This window comes from Ochrobactrum sp. AN78, assembly GCF_029909885.1.
Classification (GTDB): Bacteria; Pseudomonadota; Alphaproteobacteria; order Rhizobiales; family Rhizobiaceae; genus Brucella; species Brucella quorumnocens.
The window spans coordinates 73,849-92,521 of sequence record NZ_JASAMU010000007.1 but is presented as its reverse complement, the minus strand read 5'-3'; the positions used below and the strand labels follow the sequence as shown (position 1 = coordinate 92,521).

The following is an 18,673-nucleotide window of genomic DNA, read 5'->3' as shown; positions in this document are numbered from 1 at the left end:
TTTACTGGAAATGCTCTGAGAGGAGTTTTAGATGGCTGCCAATATTTTCTCCGGCGTGATCCCGGCTCTGATGACCCCATGCAATGACGATCGCACGCCCGATTTCGATGCGCTGGTGCGCAAGGGCAAAGAACTGATCGCTGCTGGCATGTCGGCTGTCGTTTATTGCGGTTCGATGGGCGATTGGCCTCTGCTGACCGATGAACAGCGCATGGAAGGCGTGGCGCGTCTGACCGCGGCTGGTATTCCAGTTATCGTGGGAACAGGGGCAGTGAATACTGCCGTTGCTGCTGCTCACGCTGCGCATGCACAGAAGGTGGGGGCAAAGGGCTTGATGGTCATTCCGCGCGTTCTGTCGCGTGGTTCGGTGATTGCAGCACAGAAGGCTCATTTCAAAGCCATTTTATCTGCTGCTCCCGATCTTCCTGCTGTTATCTACAACAGCCCATATTATGGCTTCGCAACCCGCGCAGATCTGTTTTTTGCGCTGCGTGCAGAACATTCCAATCTCGTTGGTTTCAAGGAATTCGGCGGTCCGGCAGATATGCGTTATGCGGCTGAAAACATCACCAGCCGCGACGATGAAGTCACGCTGATGATCGGTGTTGATACGGCTGTAGTCCACGGCTTTGTAAACTGTGGAGCAACCGGTGCGATTACTGGCATCGGCAACGTTCTGCCGAAGGAAGTCATCCAGCTCTGCAAGCTTTCGCAGGCCGCAGCTGCAGGCGACGCCGATGCGCGCCAGCGTGCGCTTGAACTCGAACAGGCACTCGCTGTACTTTCGTCCTTCGATGAAGGTCCAGATCTGGTGCTCTATTTCAAGCATATGATGGTTTTGAAGGGCGATAAGGAGTATGCGCTGCACTTCAATGAGACCGACGCTCTTTCTGATAGCCAGCGCGGTTATGTCGAAGCGCAGTTCAAACTTTTCAATAGCTGGTATGCCGAATGGAGCAAGCTCCCAGGCGCAGTGCAGAAGTACAAGGCTTAACTTAGCTATAAATTAAAAGGCCCTCCGTTTGGAGGGCCTTTCTCTTTTAAAGACCAATCAATTGATCCGAGCATCATGGCGATATCGCTAATTTAAAATCCTTTTACATTGAAACGCTGCCCTCTTTGCGGCTATTAACAGATGCGTTGAAAGTTTGCGGAGTGGTGGGGTGATACGAATACTGTTTCTACTGCTGGGCCGCGAAATTATTCAGCGGCACTGGAGAACCTTGCTGGTAATCTCTGCGCTCTGGATTATCGGTGGCGCACTGATCGTTATCGATGCACTTGACGGAAAAACCGTCTTACCCGCTCGTGTTTTTGGTTATTTCCTCTTGCCTGAAGCCGCATTGTGCCTCTTTGCAGCCATCGCGAGCTATGGCACGGCGCGCAGAATGCGCATCGTACAAGGCGTGGCGCTTCTTGGCGTAAGTATTCTGATCATCAGTTCGACACCTGCGAGCAACTTCGCGCTTGCTGTCCTGTTCGGCCTATGTTTCCTCATCGACGGCATTGTACGCATCGGCAGCGCCTGGGTGGTGCGATATCCCCGCTGGAAAGTCGGTATGGTTGGCGGCATCGTCGAAGTCTTGCTCGCAATCGCGACACTGCAGCCTTGGCCCACATGGTATGAGGGGACAGTCGGTACAAATGTCGGTGCTGTTCTCATTCTAACTGGCGTTGGCCTGCTCAGCATAGCGTTTCGAATAAAGCGGTTGGGAGCAGATGCCTCTCTGACGAGTATTCTCAGCAGAAATCCCTTCAACCAACGCGCGGCAAAACTCTATCGAAAGCGAAGTGCCAGAAACCGCAAAAAGCTTATCGTTCATGTCTGGACGCCCACCGGCACAGCGATGACTTCGCTCCGGCAAAGAGCGATCAATCGCTATATTGCGGCGGTTGACAGCAATGGAGTTATCTCGACAGGACATGCGGCGCTGGAAATGGCTCCCGATATTTATATCAGTCATTACCCCGCAGCCGAAATCGACCGCAACCCAGATGAATTTAGTCGCACCTTGCGTGCCACAGCCGACAACAATGTTGCTGGTCGTTTTTTGCCGAGTTATGAGGTCGAGTCTGGCGAATGGTGTCCATCCACGGTGCAAGTCGAAATCAACAATATTGATGCAGCACGCCTCAAAACATTCTGGAAGCATTATCGTGCAAACGACACTTACAACCTGACCAACAGGAACTGTTCAAGTGCCGTCGCCGATGCATTGGATGCAGCACTTGAAGGCGTTTATCGCGAACACAGATGGCCTGTCTTCAAGGCACTTCAGGCTATCGTATTCCCTGAGCTTTGGGCTGCAGGCCTTATGCGCAAGCGCGCAGAATCTATGGCGTGGACGCCGGGACTTGTACTTGATTACGCACGCGCGCTATCAGCGTTGGTGGACTCCAACGGTCGCCCAACAACAAAACAGAGTTTCCGTCTTGTGAAGAAATATTCCCCTCGCAAGTCAAAAGCGACCATAAGCTAGAAATTCAGGTGCTCCGATAAGGCATCTGAATTAACTTGATTATTATACTCATATTAATTAGGCCTTCTTGATCAGTTCATGCCATCGAATGGATCAAGCAACCGTGTATTTCTCAAACGCTATCGGGGTCTACCCTCTTCGCAGCATCGAAAAAACCGTGCTCGCACTGATGCTATTTATTGGTCTCCAGCTTACAGCTCAATCGGCAGCCTTTGCGGAGAGCAGAAATGCACAACGCATTGTCTCGCTTGGCCCTGACGTCACTGAAATCATATTCGCGCTTGGTGCGGGCGATAAGGTTATCGCGGTTGATCGGAGCAGCAAATATCCTGCCGAAACCGCCAACAAGGCCAATGTCGGCTATCGTCGAAGCCTATCTCCTGAAGGCATACTTACGCTTAATACAGACCTGATCATTGCGTCTGAAGATATCGGCCCACCGGAAACGACTGATGTACTCAACCAGTCGGTAATCGAAATTCTCTATGTGCCGGTCGATAACAGCCGTGCGGGTCTGATCAAAAAGATTGAGCTCATCGCAAAGAGGCTTGATCTCGAGAAGCAAGGCCGCGCCCTAACGCAGAAAGTCGTAGAAGACTTCGATGTGGCAACAGCCTTTGCCAGCAAGATATCAGCGGATAAACAAAAGAAGGTGGTATTTTTCCACGGGCTGGCGCGTCTGAGCGGTGCCGGAAGCGACACGGCAGCCGATGCATTCATCCGCTATGCCGGCGGGATCAATCCTCTGTCGGTTTATTCAGGCTATAAGCCCGTATCCGAAGAATGGCTGGTCAAAGCTGAGCCCGATGTCGTGCTGATGTTATCTGATGGCAACGGCGGACCAACCCGCGAAGAGGTTTTCTCTGTAAAAGCCCTACAGGGAACTCCCGCCGCCAAATATAAGGCGCTGATCGTTCTGGAAGGACCTTACATGCTGGGATTTGGCCCAAGGACTGCGGAAGCAATCCGAAAATTAGCTGCAGCACTTTACGAATAATATAAAAAACCCCTCCGATGGAGGGGCTTTCTGTTTTCATCTGCAAGAAAGACTATTCAAAATCTTCCGGCAGCAGACCTTTCGGGAAGTTCTGGTAAGAAACAGGCCGCAGGAAGCGACGAATGGACATGGTGCCCACGCTTGTCGCGCCAAAGTTTGTCGATGCCGGATACGGTCCACCATGAACCATTGAATCAACAACTTCTACGCCGGTTGGGAAGCCATTCACCAGCACACGGCCTGCCTTGCGTTCCAACACTGGAAGAAGACGGCGTGCGTCGTCGAGGTCGCCAGCATCCATATGAATAGTGGTCGTCAGCTGACCTTCAAAGCCGCGAGCGAGCTTTTCCATTTCGTCAACAGAACCAACACGAATGACCAGACCGAGAGGACCGAACACTTCTTCACCCAGTGCATGATCAGACAAGAAGCGTTCGCCAGTCGTTTCAAACAGATTTGGTGAAGCCTGGCGACCCGATGACTCGGTTTCGTAAAGAGGCTTAACGGCATTGCGCGTATCAAAACGCTCCTTACCGTCGTGATACGCCTGTGCGATACCATCGGTCAGCATAGTCTGCGGACCAACCTTCTTGAGGCCTTCAACAGTCGCTTCCGTAAAGCGATCAGCGTCAGCACCGTCGAGAACAACGGCAATGCCCGGATTAGTGCAGAACTGGCCTGCGCCCATGGTCAGCGAACCGGCCCAGCCCTGTCCGAGCGTTTCGGCACGTACCTTCATTGCCTCTGGCAACAGGAACATCGGATTAACCGAACCAAGCTCACCGAAGAACGGAATTGGTTCCGGACGCGCTGCGCAAAGATCAAACAATGCACGGCCACCACCGAGAGAACCTGTAAAGCCTACAGCCTTGATGTTTGGATGCTGCACAAGCGCATGACCAACATTGCGACGACCGCCCTGAATGAGCGAGAACACACCCGGATGAACCCCGGTCTTGGCGATTGCAGCTTCAACGGCCTGAGCTACGATTTCGCCCGTGCCTGGATGAGCGGAGTGGCCTTTCACGACAACTGGGCAACCGGCTGCAAGGGCCGCTGCGGTGTCGCCACCTGCTGTCGAAAATGCCATCGGAAAGTTGGAGGCACCGAAAACGGCTACAGGTCCGATTGGACGTTGAACAAGGCGAATCTCAGGGCGCGGAGCAGGCTGACGATCAGGAAGCGCTGCATCAAAACGACGATCAAGGTAATCGCCTTTTTCGATATGATCAGCGAACAGACGAAGCTGACCAGTCGTGCGCCCAGTTTCGCCCTGAAGGCGTGCTTCCGGCAGGCCGGTTTCTTGCGATCCGATGACGACGATATCGGCAATGCGTGCTTCAATTTCGTCAGCGATTGCGCGCAGGAATGCTGCACGTTCGGCGCGAGTCGAATAGCCATAAGTCCAGAAAGCATCTTCCGCAGCTTCACAAGCGCGGTTCACCAGATCAACAGTTCCAACTGCGAAAGAATGGGCAGGCCCACTTGCTGGTACAGACTGAAATGTGCCGGCTCCGTCGAGCCATTCGCCAGCAACAAGGTGTTTTCCTTTGGGCGTGAATGCCATTCGTTCATCCTCCTGTAGAAATCGGCGTGCAATTAAGCCAGTATCCCACCGCATCTAGATTGCACTTGCCTAATGTTTGTATACATTATGTGCGCAGATATCAATTGCCTGTGGGCCCTCCCGTCAGGCATAGCCATGAAAGACGCATGATGAGCGAGACCACTATCCTGAGCATTGCAACGCTTCACGACCGCGTAGAAGCGATTTTTCGTAAAGCAGGTCTCAACGCTATACAGGCTGGAGCCGTCGCTCGTGTGATTGTTGCGGGTGAACGCGATCACTGCAAATCTCACGGCATATACCGTATCGAGGGTGCGCTTCGCACAGTCAAGGCCGGTAAGGTAAAAGCGGACGCAATTCCTGAAATCGTTACTCAGGAAGCCTCCAGTATTGTGCGCGTGAACGCAAATTACGGCTTCGCAAACCCTGCCTTCGAAATGGGTGTCCCAGCTCTGGCCGAACGTGCGCGCAAAAATGGCATTGCGGCACTCGTCATCAATGACTGCACGCATTTTTCTGCACTCTGGCCTGAAGTCGAAGCGCTGACAGCCGAAGGACTGGCCGCACTAGTCATGTGTCCGAGCTATGCAACCGTAGCACCAACTGGTGGGAACAAGCCGTTGCTCGGGACCAATCCTTTCGCATTTGGCTGGCCGCGTAAAGAAACATCGCCTTACGTTTTCGATTTTGCCACATCCGTTGCAGCGCGCGGCGAAATCGAACTGCATCGCCGTGCGGGCAAGCAACTACCTGAAGGCTGGGCGCTTGATGCTGAAGGCAATCCGACCACCGATCCTGAAACAGCGTTGGGTGGTGCCATGTTGCCATTTGGCGGTCATAAGGGTTCTGCGATCAGCACCATGGTTGAGTTGCTTGCCGCCATCATGATTGGCGACCTGACCAGCCCGGAAGTGCTTGACTTCCTCGGCACTACAACGCTTTCGCCAGTACACGGGGAACTTATTATAGCATTTTCACCTGAAGCATTCGCAAAAGGCCGCCCCGGCGACCCATTTGCCCGCGCGGAAAGCTTCTTCGAAGCAATTGTCGGTCAGGGCGCACGTCTGCCTTCGCAGCGCCGGTTCAAAGCGCGCGTTGAATCTGAAAGCGAGGGCATCAAGCTCACCAAGGCGGAAATCGATCAGCTTGATGTTCTCCTTGAAAAAGGCCTGGACGCAATTTCGTAACAAAGAAAAGCCCCGCTGAGCGGGGCTTTTCTTAACTGCTACGTCGGCGCTAACTTATCGCTCGCCCGACCCAGATCAAGATACATGCGCCGATGAAACCGGCCACCAGATAGCCGAGCCAGCCACCGAACGAGATGCCCAGAAAGCCAAAGATAAAGCTGGCAATTGCTGCGCCGATAATACCCAGAATGATGTTCATGAATATGCCAGTGTTGCTATTCATGAAGTTGGATGCAATCCAGCCCGCAAGACCGCCAATAATGATTGCAGCAATCCAGCCTACACCTGCTTCACCCATTTTAGTCTCCCTATCTAATTTGATGTATAAGGATATGTATCAGGCTACGGTTTCGACAAGGGGCTAGATCGCCGTACAACCGACTTCTCAGCCAGCCAGCCGATTTGTAAGCGCTTGTTCTACACTTGCGCGTTCAGAGGGGGGTAAATCCAGTCTTTCGAACCGATCGTCAATCAGCACAGGCAACGTATTATCAGCGCGCACCGCGACAAGGCCGAAGGTCTCATCGCTTTTCTCATCATAATGAAGATAAGGCACTTCATGTTTTGCAAAGCTGGCAAGGACCGTTCTCCTCTTTGGGTGTGTCACCAAAGGCGTGTAGCCAAGTTTTACCCGCCCCATGCTCTCGTTGCGTGAGGTAATTTTTGCCCAGCATAGTTGCAGCATTGAGGCCGCTTTTGAGGCGGAGATGGAGCTTGCAATCAGAACAAAACGCTTGATGAAGAGGATGCAGGTGCCAATCATGATGCCAACAAGTAAGACGCCGACCGAAAGACGGTTCCAAAACTCATCCAGCGCAAGTGTGAGGGTTGCATTATTTGGGTTCGATTTTTGAACCACAACATCAGTTTCATAATCGCTGCTGGAGAGGTTGAAGAAGGAAAATTCTACGGACTTGAGTTTGTTTTCACCTTCATATCGGTAGGAGAGGGTCGCTTTGCACTCGGTGATCATTTTCTTGGTACGGCAGTTTCCGTCGAAAATAGTAGCATCCTCAATGATCAGTGGATCATTCTTGATGAGGTAATCAGCGTATAAGCCTGGTCCCCACGCAACGATGACAACAACAGATATGAGCGCGAAGATTATTGCCAGAAACAGCAGTTTCCATTTATCCGCAAAACCATGCTTTTTTACTTTGATCGGGCGGACAGGAAGGACACCAGACAAATCTGGCAATGTGTAATGATCACTCATAGATTTAACATCTTTAGTTATTGATAGGGGAGGATGTGTCATCTAGCGGAGCATTAGGTGGTACTTAAATAGAATTATCGTCTTTCCAGTAACGTAAGGTTACGGCCCGTATATTTGAGAGAGTGGCCCCTCTTTCTAATAGGTGGTCAGTTGAGTCTTGTTCTCATAACAACACGCATATGTCGTCTGGTAAGCAGTTTTATCGGAACCAATATTCGACCGAACGCATTTTGATGGTGACAACCACGTCATAATGCCGTTCTGGAGAATCAATAATGCGTCGTATTATTCTAACTGCCGCTGCTGGTCTCGCAATGATTTCCTTTGCCAATGCACAAACCGCGACGATGACAGAGGAAACGCAAACGGAAGTATTTGTTACGGCGAAGCCCACCGATGTGCTCAGCTACAATCTGATTGGTCTTTGTATCCTGAATGGCGACAATACGAACATCGGCGAAATTAAAGATCTGATTATCTCGGAGGGCCAGCTAGCAGGATATATCGTGTCCGTAGGAGGGTTTTTGGGCGTGGGCGAGAAGTATGTTGTGGTGAGCCCTGAAGCTGTAGATATCACCTACTTCGATGATGAGAAAAAATGGTCTGCTGTGATGAACTCCACCAAGGAAGAAATTCAAAAAGCTCCAGAGTTCAAATATGAAGGCCGCTGGGCCAAGTAGCAATTCGCTCGGCCTGCGCAAAACACTAAGCTTATTATGCTGAAAAACGAGTGGAACGGTTCTCTGTTTCGCTTGTTTTCTTCAGGGAGTGGCGGTTGTGTGAACCGAACACGACGGTACTAGAAAACACGGGGATTTTTTAGGTTTCTTCCCGTCGCCAACGAATTAGCAGCTGAGTTTTTGTCCCGCCAGACTGTCGCTTTTTTTGTATTGATTCTTGATAAATTAATTATCGCCAACTCACAGTTTGACTAACGGATTGCGACGACCTACTGCGGAATTTTACTCATGGAATCTGCAATGAAATCCTATTTGATAAATCTTGATCGAAGTCAGGATAGGCTGGAGTTTATGGCCTCGGAGTTTGAGAGACATGGGATACTGTTCGAGCGTGTTTCTGCTGTCGATGGCAGGCAGCTGTCTGATGTCGAGCGTAAATCTCTTGCTTCATTAAGTGAGCGATGGCCTGCACCCTTGTCGCCTGTTGAGATCGGGTGTTTTCTTTCGCATCGCCGTTGCTTAGAGCGAATCGCTACTGGAGAGGATGAGTTTGCAGTTATTTTTGAAGACGATGTCAGGCTGAGCCAAGGAGCAGCCCGGCTGTTATCGACGTCTGATTGGATTCCTGACGATGCGGATATCGTGAAAATTGAATCACATGGAGCGCAGGTGCTGATTTCGCGGACGGTAAAGCTAGAAGGACCGTATTCGATTGCGCGCCTGCTTTCGCGACATTTGCTATCTGCGGGCTACATCATTTCGCGAAAAGCAGCGCAGCGCCTACTCCCGCTGATGGAGAAGACGCCAGCACCTCTGGACCATTTTCTTTTTGATCCAGATGACGGGCCGTTTAGCAATATGATTGTCTATCAGTGTTCGCCCGCGATATGCAGACAAGCGGGCCTTGAAAGCACTCTTGGAGTAAGAGGGAAATCTAAAAAACGTCCAACTTTATTCAAGCTGATCGGGCGTGAATTGCAGCGATCCATAAAGCGCAGCAAACGCAACGTTTTAGGCGCTTGGACCAATATCACAGCCAATGGGAAATGGGGACCAGTTCCTGTCGACACTGATATCATATGATTCATGTGCGCTGGGCTTAAATCTCGCGCAACCTATTTCCGAAATTCACGAATATGAATTGACCCACATAGGCTGCGATAGCTGCTTTGAGCAGATCACCAGGCACGAACACTAGGTCTCCGACGAGAGCTGCCAACGGAGATAAGCCAACATAGACGATGAGCCAAGCGACACCGAATAGATGGTCGATGAGGACGCCTATTGTCGCTGCAAAGAAAAAGCCTGCAAACGTTTTCCAGTCACCATTGGTACCTCGAGCTACTTTGTCGGAAATCCAGCCTGTCACAAATGCAGCTGGCAGGAAACCAACGAGATATCCAGCTGTTGGGCTTAGGAAAATACCGGGACCGCCTCGGCCTCCAGCCAGAACCGGTAGACCGATTGCAACGAGTGCGATCAGCAACAAGATCGAAAGTGCGCCTCCGCGTGCGCCAAGTACGACACCAGCGAGCAAGACACCCAGGCTCTGTGCATGGATAGGGACAGGAACGAAGGTGAGCATAATCGGTGGTATCAAACCTAGCACCACGATGATTGCTGTAAATAGCGCGATCATAACCAAAGATCTCGTTTGCACGTCTTGCACCTTCTTGTTGCCGCATATTGTTGTCTAAGCGGTTATGCGTTTTTCGTGTCTGTGCTTAATTTTGTTTGCGCTGTTCATTGCGAATGCACCTGGCATCAATGGCATTCGCAATTTCGTCTGCACTTTGTAAGGTGCCAATTACCATTGGTACAATCACCGTGGATAGCCGCATTTTCAGCCCCCGTGCGCGATGTGCCTCCGCCACTGATCTGTAGCGGGCGTTCACTTCGGGAACAAAGCGGATCACCAGCCCGATTGCCAGTCCGATATCGCGGGCATTACCTATGCCGATCGCCTCAAACGGTCGAGCGGCTTTGGTTATCGTGTCAATAAACTGACCAATCGACGTAGTGGCGGTAATCACGGCGGCGAAGAGGGTCAATGAGCCTAGCCGCATCAGAACAATGGAAGCTGCTTGAACACTATCTGCATAGGCGGTCCAAACGACAACCACACCAATCGTCAGGAGAAGCGGCCATGACTTAAGCCATTGGATAACAGCGGTTCGGCTCGAGACTAGCGAGCCAGCGACGACAAGTGAAGTTACAACTCCGAGATTTGCAGGAGATTTAAGGATAAACAGAACGACACTTAACCCGAAAAGGGCAATGAGCTTGACCGCTGGCGGTATTCGATGAACCGGCCCATCGCCGCGAACTTCATAAAAGTTCATGACGCGAGTGCCAGATAATGGGCAATCGTCTCGTCAGCTGGGCCGTCATCGATCAGCTTGCCTTGATGGAAGAGCAATACGCGGTCGAAGCCTGAAAGCAGGGTTAGATCATGGCTGACCACGATAACGTTCTCTTGAAGATCACGAATAGTGTGCTCGACGATATTCCTGTTTCTCAAATCGAGCTGATTGGTTGGCTCGTCCATAATGACAATATCGGGAGATGTAACGAGAACTGAGGCGAGCGCTGCAAGCTGGAGTTCGCCACCGGATAGCTCATGTGCCCTGCGTTCTGCCAGATGCGTAATTCCGACACGGTCCAGTACGCTTGAGACTGCGACGGCTGTTTCCTGCTTGCTGAACCCACGCGATTGAAGACCCAATGCAATATCGTCTTTTATCAGCGGTAGCACGATTTGGTTGGCGGGGTTCTGGAAGATATAGCCAACAGCAGCGCGAACCTTCGCCCCATCACTCGCGGTATCGTGGCCATTTGTCACGACGCGGCCTGACGACGGAAGAACAAGCCCATTTACCATGCGCGAAAAGGTGCTCTTTCCTGAACCATTCAAGCCGATGATGCCGATACGTCGTTCCGAGAGCTCGAGCGAAAGCGGCTCCAGCACTACCTTATCGGCAAATTTCGCTTCAGCTCTATCAAACAGAATGTTCAACTTTTGATCCCACACAATGCGACTTTGCTTTGCCCTTCGCAGAAGTGGCGGTCAAGGCATTCTATGCAAAAACACATGGCTAAAGCTGGCTATAGAGTGTTGTAATAAAGGCCTTTAGGTATTCAGCTTTCCATTTCTGAGTTGAGCTACCTTTGCAAAAGTTTCAACAAAACGACGGTGGTGTCGTCGATTTGAATAAAATACCCCCACAAAATTTGTCACATCAAAGGCTTGAACGGTTGATCCATCAGTGGAACTCTGATCATCTTCTATGAAGGCGTGACTTAGGGAGGGGATCGCTGAATGTCTGTTGTAATGCCCGAATTGCGTGCTGATACCATTATTTATAACGGCACGATCTGGTGTGGATACGAAGAGGGCACGGTTGAAGCCCTGGCAATCTGGCAAGGCAAGGTACTTGCCGCTGGTAACAAAGATCAAATCTGGTCTCTCAAAGGCGACAAGACACAATTGATCGATCTGAAGGGGCGCTTTGCTACCCCGGGATTAAATGATTCTCACCTTCACCTGATATCAGTTGGGCTTACACTCAAATGGCTTGATGCGACGCCGAAGGCTGCGCCCACATTGGAAAGCCTGCTTGCTGCGATACGCGATATGGCCGCCTCCGTACCCCCAGGGACATGGATCAGGGCGCGTGGCTATGATCAGACCAAGCTCGATATAGGTCGTCATCCTCATAAATCAGAACTTGATGCTGTCGCTCCAAACCATCCAGTCATGCTGGTGCGTGCCTGCGGACACGTTTCGATCTTCAATTCGAAAGCTTTTGAACTGGCGGGTATTGATGAAAAATCACCTGTGCCAGATGGTGGTTTGATCGAACAGCAAAATGGCGTACTGACCGGGATGGTCGCCGAAAACGCACAGGGTGCGGTTCGAAAAGCGATCCCCAAAGCCACTACGGAAGAGATGATCGAGGCCATTGAGGCTGCTGGCAATCTGCTGCTTTCATATGGCATTACAAGCGTTATGGATGCAGCCGTCGGACAGGTTGCGGGCTTTGATGAAATTCGCGCTTACAATTTAGCGAAACTTCAGAAACGATTGCCGGTACGCACTTGGCTGGTGTTGCTGGGCGATCCTGGGCCGTCGATCGTACAAAAATGCTACGAGGCAGGACTGGTATCTGGCGCTGGCGACGATATGCTGACAGTTGGTGCTGTCAAAATATTCCTTGATGGTTCGGCAGGTGGCCGCACAGCATGGATGAGCAAGCCTTATCTGGGTGACGATAACAATATCGGCGTACAGATATTGCCTGATGCAGAACTGGAAGCGCTTGTTCTGGATGCCCATAAAAAAGGTTATCAGCTTGCATGTCACGCGATTGGCGATGCCGCCATCGGTCAGCTCATCACAGCCTATGAAAAGGCGCTTGCCGCTCATCCTGATCCTGATCGCCGCCACCGTATCGAGCATTGCGGCTTCTCTACGCCTGAACAGCATGAACGGATGAAAAAGGCCGGCATCTATCCGTGTCCGCAGCAGGTTTTCATCTACGACTTTGGCGATGCCTATATTTCAGTGCTCGGGGAAGAAAAGGCGTTGTCGAGCTATCCGCTCAAGACGTGGAAGGACCTCGGGTTCAAACCAGCAACAGGCAGCGATGCGCCGGTTTGCCATCCCAACCCTTACCCTAATATCTATTCGATGCTGACGCGCGAAACAGGTAAGGGAACGGTCATGGATGCGCGTGAGCGCGTTTCCATTGAAGAGGCACTCCAGGTCTATACCGAGTATGGTGCATTTTCGCAGAAGCTCGAGAAGGTGAAGGGTAAACTTATACCGGGGCAGGTGGCTGATATCGCAGTCTTTTCGCGCAATATGCTCACGGCAAAACCAGCGGAAATTCTCAACGATACGCATTGCGTGCTCACCATTCGTGAAGGCGAAGTGGTGTTCGAACGTTCGTAGGGAGGCCAGGCAGCGAAGCTTTGGCCAATCTGCCTGAAACGTTCATTCGATAACAAAAACAAAGTAAAAAAGGGGACAACTATGAGAAAATTTACATTGCTTGCAGCGATGTCCGTTGCATTGATGGCGGGAACCGCAACTTACGCTGCTGACGAGCCACGTTCTGGAGGCGTCATCAATTTTGTTGCGCCTTATGGGGACAGCTTCTCGACGCTGGATGTTCAATCGTCGCCAGCGACACAGGACGAATTTTACGCGAAAGCCATTCATCGCACGCTTTATGATTGGGATGCGGATCAGAACAAGCCTGTTTTGGGCCTCGCAACAGATGTGAGCGTTTCGGAAGATAAGCTCGTCTATACTTACAAGCTGCGTCAGGATGCATTTTTCCATGACGGTAAACCGCTGACAGCAGATGATATTATCTGGAGCTATACCCGGATAATGGACCCAAAGAAGGCATTCCCACCCGCGCGGTACATTGCGGAGATCAAGGGAGCGGAAGAATACACGCAGGGTAAGGCCAAGGAAATTTCCGGCCTGAAGAAGATCGATGATCATACGCTGGAAATCACACTCAAGCAGCCAATTGATCCCGGCTATCAGTTCATGCGCAACAATACTGCAATCTATCCAGCGGGTCAGGGCGACAGCGACGAATTCCAGCGGCATCCGATTGGTCTAGGACCTTACAAGTTTGCTCAGTATGTGCCGGGATCCCGTCTGACAGTTGAAAAGTGGGACAAATATTACGAAAAAGGCAAACCTTACGCCGACAAAATCAACATCATGATCATGGGGGATGCCTCCGCACGCGACGTTGCGTTCCGTAATAAGGAAATCGACGTGGCGGTGCTTGGACCGGCGCAATACACCGCTTATCTCGCAGACCCTGAGCTTTCCAAGAACATGGTCGAGGTTGCCGAGGTTTACACTCGCGCCGTTGGCTTTAACCCGGATTTCAAACCGTTCCAGGATAAGCGCGTCCGTCAGGCGATCAATTACGCCATCGATAGCGATCTGATCATAAAGCGTCTGGTCAAAGACAAGGCTTACCGAGCGGTTGGTTGGCTCCCGAACTCATCACCTGCTTTTGACAAGGATGCGAAGCCATATCCATATGATCCTGAAAAGGCCAAGGCCTTGCTTGCAGAAGCTGGTTATCCAGACGGGTTTGAATTTGAGCTGACCGCAACACAGAATGAAAGCTGGGGTCTGACCATTGTTCAAGCTATTATTCCGATGCTGGACAAGGTCGGGATCAAGGTGAAAGCCAAGCCTGTGGAAGCGTCAGTGCTTGCTGATGTGGTTCCTGCCGGTAATTTCCAGGCTTATATGTGGTCGCTTGAAAGCGGCCCAGATGCCTTGACGGCAATGCAGTGTTTTTATTCGACGACACCGCAATCAGCATGCAACTACCAGAAGTTCGCTAATGCTGAATTTGATAAGATTGTCGATGAAGCAAAACTGGCTAAAACCGAAGAAGAGAAAAACGAGCTTCTGAAGAAAGCCAACAATCTGTTGCAGGAAGAAGCACCAGTCTGGTTCTTCAACTACAATAAGGCCGTCATGGCACATCAGCCTTGGCTACATGGTTTGCAGCCAAACTCGGCAGAGCTCGCGGTTCAGTCCTATGAAAAGCTTTGGGTGGACGACACGGTTCCGTCCGGTCGTTAGAGCGCTTTTCGATCTGATTGAATCAGATCGGTGCACTAACCGTTTGTTTTAGCGTGCATCTTTTCGAAAACCGTTTCATATTTTTCGGGATACGCTCTAATTCAAGCTGATCTGGATCGGCCCGCTCGTTTCCGGGCGGGCCACTGATCCCCTTTGCTCCAGCGTGTTTCACGCTGATCCGAAAGGAGGACCGTGTGCTCTATTTTATTGTGCGCCGCGTTTTGCAGATGATACCGACAATTATTGCGGTATCACTGCTGATCTTTGTCATTTTCAGTGTTGTTCCTGGAAGCATCGCGACCAGCCTTGTTGCCAATGGCAAGGGTATGAATGACCCGAAAATGGTTGAAAAAATCACACAGGAGTTTGGGCTCGACAAGCCCGTTCATGTGCGGTTTGGCAACTATTTGGTTCAGTTGGCACAATTCGATCTCGGCACCTCCTACCGGTCAAGGCAGCCGGTTGTTTCGCTCATTCAGGAACGTATGTGGCCGACGCTTAAACTAGCCTTTGCTGCCATGGGCTTTGCTATTTTGTTCGGTGTGCCACTCGGGTTTCTGGCGGCGCTCAAGCCCGGAAGCATTCTTGACAGCGTAACGATGATAAGCGCGGTGTCCGGCCTCTCGCTGCCGCAGTTCTGGCTTGGCTTGCTTGCCATGTACCTCTTCGCTCTGACGCTCGGGTGGCTGCCAAGTTTTGGCTATGGAGATGGCGGCATACGCAACATCATCCTGCCGGCTCTTACATTGGGCGTTGCACCACTTGCATTGCTGGCACGGACGACACGTGCGGCAGTGCTTGAAGTCATGGGTGCCGATTTCATCCGCACTGCACGTTCGAAAGGCATGAACAGTTTTCGCCTTGTGAAGTGGCATGTCATGCGCAATGCGCTGGTGCTGATCATCACGACCATCGGCCTGCAGTTCGGGTCGATGATGGGGCAGGCCGTAGTGGTTGAGAAGCTGTTCTCCTGGCCGGGGCTCGGTTCGTTGCTTATCGACAGTGTTTCGATGCGTGACATTCCTGTTGTTCAGGGGGCAATTCTCGTGATTGTATTGTGGTTTCTCACCATCAATACGATCGTTGACATCCTCTACGCGGTCATTGATCCGCGCATAAGCCACGAGTAAGCCAATGAAATTCCGTTTCAATCTCGTATTCGGCGGCCTTGTATGCGCTATCATTATGACGGCTGCAGTGTTTGCGCCGCTACTGGCCCATTATAATCCGGTTCTCGATGCTGACCTGATGAATGCAGAACTGCCTCCAGACGCGCAGTTCTGGTTCGGCACTGATGCGCAAGGGCGCGACGTCTATTCTCGTATCCTTTATGGTGCGCAGGTCTCTTTGACCGTCGGTGTCGTATCGCAGTGCATCAACACAGTTATCGGGCTCTGCTTTGGCATTTCGGCCGGCTATTTTGGTGGCTGGTGGGATGATTTCGTGAACGGCCTCACCAATCTGATGCTGGCTATACCTTCGCTGATTTTTGCTCTGGCGATCATGGCAGTTCTCGGACCCGGTCTGCCGAGCCTCCTGCTTGCACTCGGTTTGACGAACTGGTCATGGACATGCCGCATTGCGCGTAGCTCAACGCTATCGCTTAAAAAGCAAGGCTATATTCAGGCGGCGAAGATGCTTGGCTACAGCGATGTTCGCATCATGATCACACAGATTGTGCCGAATATGATCGGACCAATCCTCGTCATCGGTACGCTTGGTATGGGCGACGCCATTCTGGCGGAAGCCGCACTTTCTTACCTTGGCCTCGGTATCAGTCCCCCAGAACCAAGCTGGGGTAATATGCTCACCGATGCACGTGAGCTGATTGTCAGCGCGCCATGGGCGGCAATTTTTCCCGGCCTTGCCATCTTTTTTACCGTGCTTGGGCTCAATCTTTTCGGTGATGGCCTGCGTGATTGGCTCGACCCGCATATGAGGACGCGTAAGGTATGAGTGAAAAAGCACTTCTCGAGGTGGAAAACCTTCGCATCGACATCGCTTCGGGTTCCGTCCGACATAACGTGGTCGAAGACGTGTCCTTTACAATTGGCGCTGGTGAAACATTTGGTCTTGTTGGAGAGTCCGGGTGCGGAAAGAGCATTACCGCTCTGTCGATGATTGGACTGTTGCGCAAGCCACTTTTGGTCACAGGGGGCGCGATCCGGTTCAAAGGGCAGGATCTGCAATCCATGTCATCGCGCGACATACGAAAGCTGCGTGGCAATCGGATCGCGATGATCTTTCAGGAGCCGATGACAGCTCTTAACCCTTTGTCTCCTGTTGGTCGGCAAATCGCAGAAATGTTCGTACTGCATCAGGGCGCAACATGGCATGAGGCCGAGCAAAAGGCAGTCGAAGCGCTGGGCAGCGTTCAGGTTCCTGCGCCTGAGCAACGCGTGAAGAACTATCCGCACCAGATGTCAGGCGGTATGCGCCAGCGCGTGATGATCGCCATCGCGCTGGCCTGTAACCCTGATCTATTGATTGCGGACGAGCCCACGACCGCGCTCGACGTGACTGTTCAGGCAGAAATTCTGCGTCTGATGCAGGAACTTTGCACAGCACGAGGCACTTCGGTGCTTATGATTAGTCACGATCTTGGTGTCATTGCCAAGATGTGCCGGCGCGTGGGGGTCATGTATGCGGGACATCTTGTCGAAGAAAGAGTAACCGCAGGCCTCTTTCATCATCCGACGCATCCTTATGCCCATGGTCTTCTTGCCTCGCTTCCACAGCTTGGCTCCCGCCAGAAGGAAGGTCAGCGCCAATTGCAGGAAATCGAAGGTGTTGTTCCCTCAATTTCGGCATTCCCGCAAGGTTGCAGGTTTGAGCCACGCTGTACGCGCGCGACAGACATCTGCCGGGCTGAAAAACCCGGATGGACGCCGTTGCAAGATGCAGGCTCAGTGAGGTGCTTTCATCATGAATGACATGCATTCGACAAAATTTGCAGAGCCTTTGGTCAGTATTGATGATCTTAGTGTTCACTTTCCTATAAGTAGCGGCATATTCAGCCGGTCGACACAATTGCTGCGTGCTGTCAACAATCTCAGTCTTACCTTGAACAAAGGTGAGTGCCTGTCCATTGTCGGAGAATCCGGCTGCGGCAAATCCACACTCGCACTCTCCATTGTTGGCTTGCAGAAGCCAACGAGCGGGCAAATTTACTTTGAAGGAAGACCTATCACAGACAGGGATGAGCCTTCACGATTAGAGCGCGCGAAAATGGCGCAAATGGTTTTTCAGGACCCTTTCGCTTCTCTTAATCCGCGTCAGACGGTTTATACGTCGCTTGCTGCCCCGTTGCGGCTTCATGGAGTGAAGTCTCGCAGCGAAGTGGATGGACGTGTTGAAGAAATCTTGCGTCTTGTCGGCCTGAAACCAGAGCAGGCAAAGCGTTACCCACATGAGTTTTCAGGCGGCCAGCGCCAGCGTATCGGGATAGCGCGTGCTCTGCTGCTTAATCCGAAAGTTATCGTGCTTGATGAACCCGTTTCCGCACTTGATGTTTCTATCCGCGCGCAGATCATAAACCTGCTGCTGGAACTTAAAGATCGGCTGGGCTTGTCCTATATTATGATCAGTCATGATCTGAGCGTCGTGGAGCACATGAGCGACCGTGTGGCTGTGATGTATTTCGGGCAGATTGTTGAAAGCGGCCCATGGGACCGGATATTTTCAAACCCGACGCATCCCTACACACGCCGACTGATATCGGCCATTCCAGATCCTATGACAGAATTGTCGGGTGCGCCTCTGATTGATGAAAGAAGTCCGCCTCAAGCGCCAGAAGGCTTCGGGTTTTATCCAGAAAGTTTTGGCACTCATGATGTGCATCAGTTGCCTCCGATCACGCAATTGGTCGACATCGGTGGTGGTCAGAGCGTTCGCGTCATTCAGAAAGCATAAAAG

The 18,673-nt window shown here is 51.6% G+C and carries 18 protein-coding genes; 12 read left to right on the top strand and 6 right to left on the bottom strand.

The annotated features are described in order from the left end of the window. The first annotated feature begins 31 nt into the window (after positions 1 to 31). The 3 genes from QBD00_RS14610 (at position 32) to QBD00_RS14600 (ending at position 3,477) form a co-directional block, all read left to right on the top strand. Positions 32 to 994 (top strand): dihydrodipicolinate synthase family protein, encoded by a 963-nt coding sequence (locus QBD00_RS14610; protein WP_318579858.1) that lies wholly within the window; start codon positions 32 to 34, stop codon positions 992 to 994. A 169-nt stretch (positions 995 to 1,163) separates the two neighbouring features. Further along, positions 1,164 to 2,480 (top strand): protease, encoded by a 1,317-nt coding sequence (locus QBD00_RS14605; protein ID WP_318579857.1) that lies wholly within the window; start codon positions 1,164 to 1,166, stop codon positions 2,478 to 2,480. A 103-nt stretch (positions 2,481 to 2,583) separates the two neighbouring features. Next, a complete protein-coding gene (locus tag QBD00_RS14600; protein ID WP_318579856.1) occupies positions 2,584 to 3,477 on the top strand; it encodes a heme/hemin ABC transporter substrate-binding protein in 894 nt (297 codons plus the stop codon). 52 nt (positions 3,478 to 3,529) lie between these two features. On the opposite strand, the gene QBD00_RS14595 is transcribed toward QBD00_RS14600, so the two are convergent. Then, a complete protein-coding gene (locus tag QBD00_RS14595; RefSeq protein ID WP_318579855.1) occupies positions 3,530 to 5,044 on the bottom strand; it encodes an aldehyde dehydrogenase (NADP(+)) in 1,515 nt (504 codons plus the stop codon). Positions 5,045 to 5,193: 149 nt separating this feature from the next. Here QBD00_RS14595 and QBD00_RS14590 point away from each other — a divergent pair, with 149 nt between their 5' ends. Continuing rightward, positions 5,194 to 6,231, top strand: a complete 1,038-nt coding sequence (locus QBD00_RS14590) for an Ldh family oxidoreductase (protein WP_264231532.1) — start codon at positions 5,194 to 5,196, stop codon at positions 6,229 to 6,231. Between the two features lie 49 nt (positions 6,232 to 6,280). On the opposite strand, the gene QBD00_RS14585 is transcribed toward QBD00_RS14590, so the two are convergent. Together QBD00_RS14585 and QBD00_RS14580 are read right to left on the bottom strand one after the other, a co-directional pair. Then, the gene (locus QBD00_RS14585; protein WP_095444706.1) at positions 6,281 to 6,529 is read right to left on the bottom strand and encodes a GlsB/YeaQ/YmgE family stress response membrane protein; all 249 of its coding nucleotides are present in this window, start codon (positions 6,527 to 6,529) and stop codon (positions 6,281 to 6,283) included. An 87-nt stretch (positions 6,530 to 6,616) separates the two neighbouring features. Then, positions 6,617 to 7,447 carry a hypothetical protein gene (locus tag QBD00_RS14580; protein WP_318579854.1) on the bottom strand — a complete coding sequence of 277 codons (831 nt, stop codon included), beginning with the start codon at positions 7,445 to 7,447 and terminating at the stop codon, positions 6,617 to 6,619. Between the two features lie 275 nt (positions 7,448 to 7,722). Here QBD00_RS14580 and QBD00_RS14575 point away from each other — a divergent pair, with 275 nt between their 5' ends. Then, positions 7,723 to 8,127 carry a PRC-barrel domain-containing protein gene (locus tag QBD00_RS14575; protein WP_318579853.1) on the top strand — a complete coding sequence of 135 codons (405 nt, stop codon included), beginning with the start codon at positions 7,723 to 7,725 and terminating at the stop codon, positions 8,125 to 8,127. Between the two features lie 300 nt (positions 8,128 to 8,427). Then, on the top strand, positions 8,428 to 9,210 hold the full coding sequence (locus tag QBD00_RS14570; protein WP_318579852.1) for a glycosyltransferase family 25 protein: 783 nt from the start codon (positions 8,428 to 8,430) through the stop codon (positions 9,208 to 9,210). 16 nt (positions 9,211 to 9,226) lie between these two features. Here QBD00_RS14570 and QBD00_RS14565 read toward each other — a convergent pair whose 3' ends face one another. From QBD00_RS14565 to QBD00_RS14555, 3 genes are all read right to left on the bottom strand, one after another. Continuing rightward, the gene (locus QBD00_RS14565; protein WP_318579851.1) at positions 9,227 to 9,787 is read right to left on the bottom strand and encodes a biotin transporter BioY; all 561 of its coding nucleotides are present in this window, start codon (positions 9,785 to 9,787) and stop codon (positions 9,227 to 9,229) included. A 64-nt stretch (positions 9,788 to 9,851) separates the two neighbouring features. Further along, positions 9,852 to 10,469 (bottom strand): energy-coupling factor transporter transmembrane component T, encoded by a 618-nt coding sequence (locus tag QBD00_RS14560; RefSeq protein ID WP_318579850.1) that lies wholly within the window; start codon positions 10,467 to 10,469, stop codon positions 9,852 to 9,854. Then, positions 10,466 to 11,143: an ABC transporter ATP-binding protein gene (locus QBD00_RS14555; protein WP_318579849.1), complete on the bottom strand. Its 678-nt coding sequence runs from the start codon at positions 11,141 to 11,143 to the stop codon at positions 10,466 to 10,468. Before QBD00_RS14555 ends, QBD00_RS14560 begins: the two co-directional genes overlap by 4 nt. A gap of 315 nt (positions 11,144 to 11,458) precedes the next feature. On the opposite strand from QBD00_RS14555, the gene QBD00_RS14550 reads away from it, so the two are divergent. The 6 genes from QBD00_RS14550 to QBD00_RS14525 all read left to right on the top strand — a co-directional run bounded on the left by QBD00_RS14550 (position 11,459) and on the right by QBD00_RS14525 (position 18,670). Then, positions 11,459 to 13,081 carry an amidohydrolase gene (locus QBD00_RS14550; protein ID WP_412535034.1) on the top strand — a complete coding sequence of 541 codons (1,623 nt, stop codon included), beginning with the start codon at positions 11,459 to 11,461 and terminating at the stop codon, positions 13,079 to 13,081. Positions 13,082 to 13,162: 81 nt separating this feature from the next. Continuing rightward, the gene (locus QBD00_RS14545) at positions 13,163 to 14,758 is read left to right on the top strand and encodes an ABC transporter substrate-binding protein (RefSeq protein WP_318579847.1); all 1,596 of its coding nucleotides are present in this window, start codon (positions 13,163 to 13,165) and stop codon (positions 14,756 to 14,758) included. A 194-nt stretch (positions 14,759 to 14,952) separates the two neighbouring features. After that, positions 14,953 to 15,888, top strand: a complete 936-nt coding sequence (locus QBD00_RS14540) for an ABC transporter permease (RefSeq protein ID WP_318579846.1) — start codon at positions 14,953 to 14,955, stop codon at positions 15,886 to 15,888. A gap of 4 nt (positions 15,889 to 15,892) precedes the next feature. Further along, a complete protein-coding gene (locus QBD00_RS14535; protein WP_318579845.1) occupies positions 15,893 to 16,714 on the top strand; it encodes an ABC transporter permease in 822 nt (273 codons plus the stop codon). Then, entirely contained in the window at positions 16,711 to 17,691 is a 981-nt protein-coding gene (locus QBD00_RS14530; protein WP_151091746.1) for an ABC transporter ATP-binding protein, read from the top strand. The genes QBD00_RS14535 and QBD00_RS14530 overlap by 4 nt, the downstream gene beginning before the upstream one ends. Next, positions 17,684 to 18,670 (top strand): ABC transporter ATP-binding protein, encoded by a 987-nt coding sequence (locus tag QBD00_RS14525; protein WP_318579844.1) that lies wholly within the window; start codon positions 17,684 to 17,686, stop codon positions 18,668 to 18,670. The genes QBD00_RS14530 and QBD00_RS14525 overlap by 8 nt, the downstream gene beginning before the upstream one ends. Positions 18,671 to 18,673: the final 3 nt, after the last annotated feature.

Excerpts from the sequence above, each read along its gene's own strand:
- QBD00_RS14610 (WP_318579858.1), top strand. The coding sequence starts at position 32 with ATGGCTGCCAATATTTTCTCCGGCGTGATCCCGGCTCTGATGACCCCA.
- QBD00_RS14595 (WP_318579855.1), bottom strand. The coding sequence starts at position 5,044 with ATGGCATTCACGCCCAAAGGAAAACACCTTGTTGCTGGCGAATGGCTC.
- QBD00_RS14590 (WP_264231532.1), top strand. The coding sequence starts at position 5,194 with ATGAGCGAGACCACTATCCTGAGCATTGCAACGCTTCACGACCGCGTA.
- QBD00_RS14585 (WP_095444706.1), bottom strand. The coding sequence starts at position 6,529 with ATGGGTGAAGCAGGTGTAGGCTGGATTGCTGCAATCATTATTGGCGGT.
- QBD00_RS14580 (WP_318579854.1), bottom strand. The coding sequence starts at position 7,447 with ATGAGTGATCATTACACATTGCCAGATTTGTCTGGTGTCCTTCCTGTC.
- QBD00_RS14575 (WP_318579853.1), top strand. The coding sequence starts at position 7,723 with ATGCGTCGTATTATTCTAACTGCCGCTGCTGGTCTCGCAATGATTTCC.
- QBD00_RS14570 (WP_318579852.1), top strand. The coding sequence starts at position 8,428 with ATGAAATCCTATTTGATAAATCTTGATCGAAGTCAGGATAGGCTGGAG.
- QBD00_RS14560 (WP_318579850.1), bottom strand. The coding sequence starts at position 10,469 with ATGAACTTTTATGAAGTTCGCGGCGATGGGCCGGTTCATCGAATACCG.
- QBD00_RS14550 (WP_412535034.1), top strand. The coding sequence starts at position 11,459 with ATGCCCGAATTGCGTGCTGATACCATTATTTATAACGGCACGATCTGG.
- QBD00_RS14545 (WP_318579847.1), top strand. The coding sequence starts at position 13,163 with ATGAGAAAATTTACATTGCTTGCAGCGATGTCCGTTGCATTGATGGCG.
- QBD00_RS14535 (WP_318579845.1), top strand. The coding sequence starts at position 15,893 with ATGAAATTCCGTTTCAATCTCGTATTCGGCGGCCTTGTATGCGCTATC.
- QBD00_RS14530 (WP_151091746.1), top strand. The coding sequence starts at position 16,711 with ATGAGTGAAAAAGCACTTCTCGAGGTGGAAAACCTTCGCATCGACATC.
- QBD00_RS14525 (WP_318579844.1), top strand. The coding sequence starts at position 17,684 with ATGAATGACATGCATTCGACAAAATTTGCAGAGCCTTTGGTCAGTATT.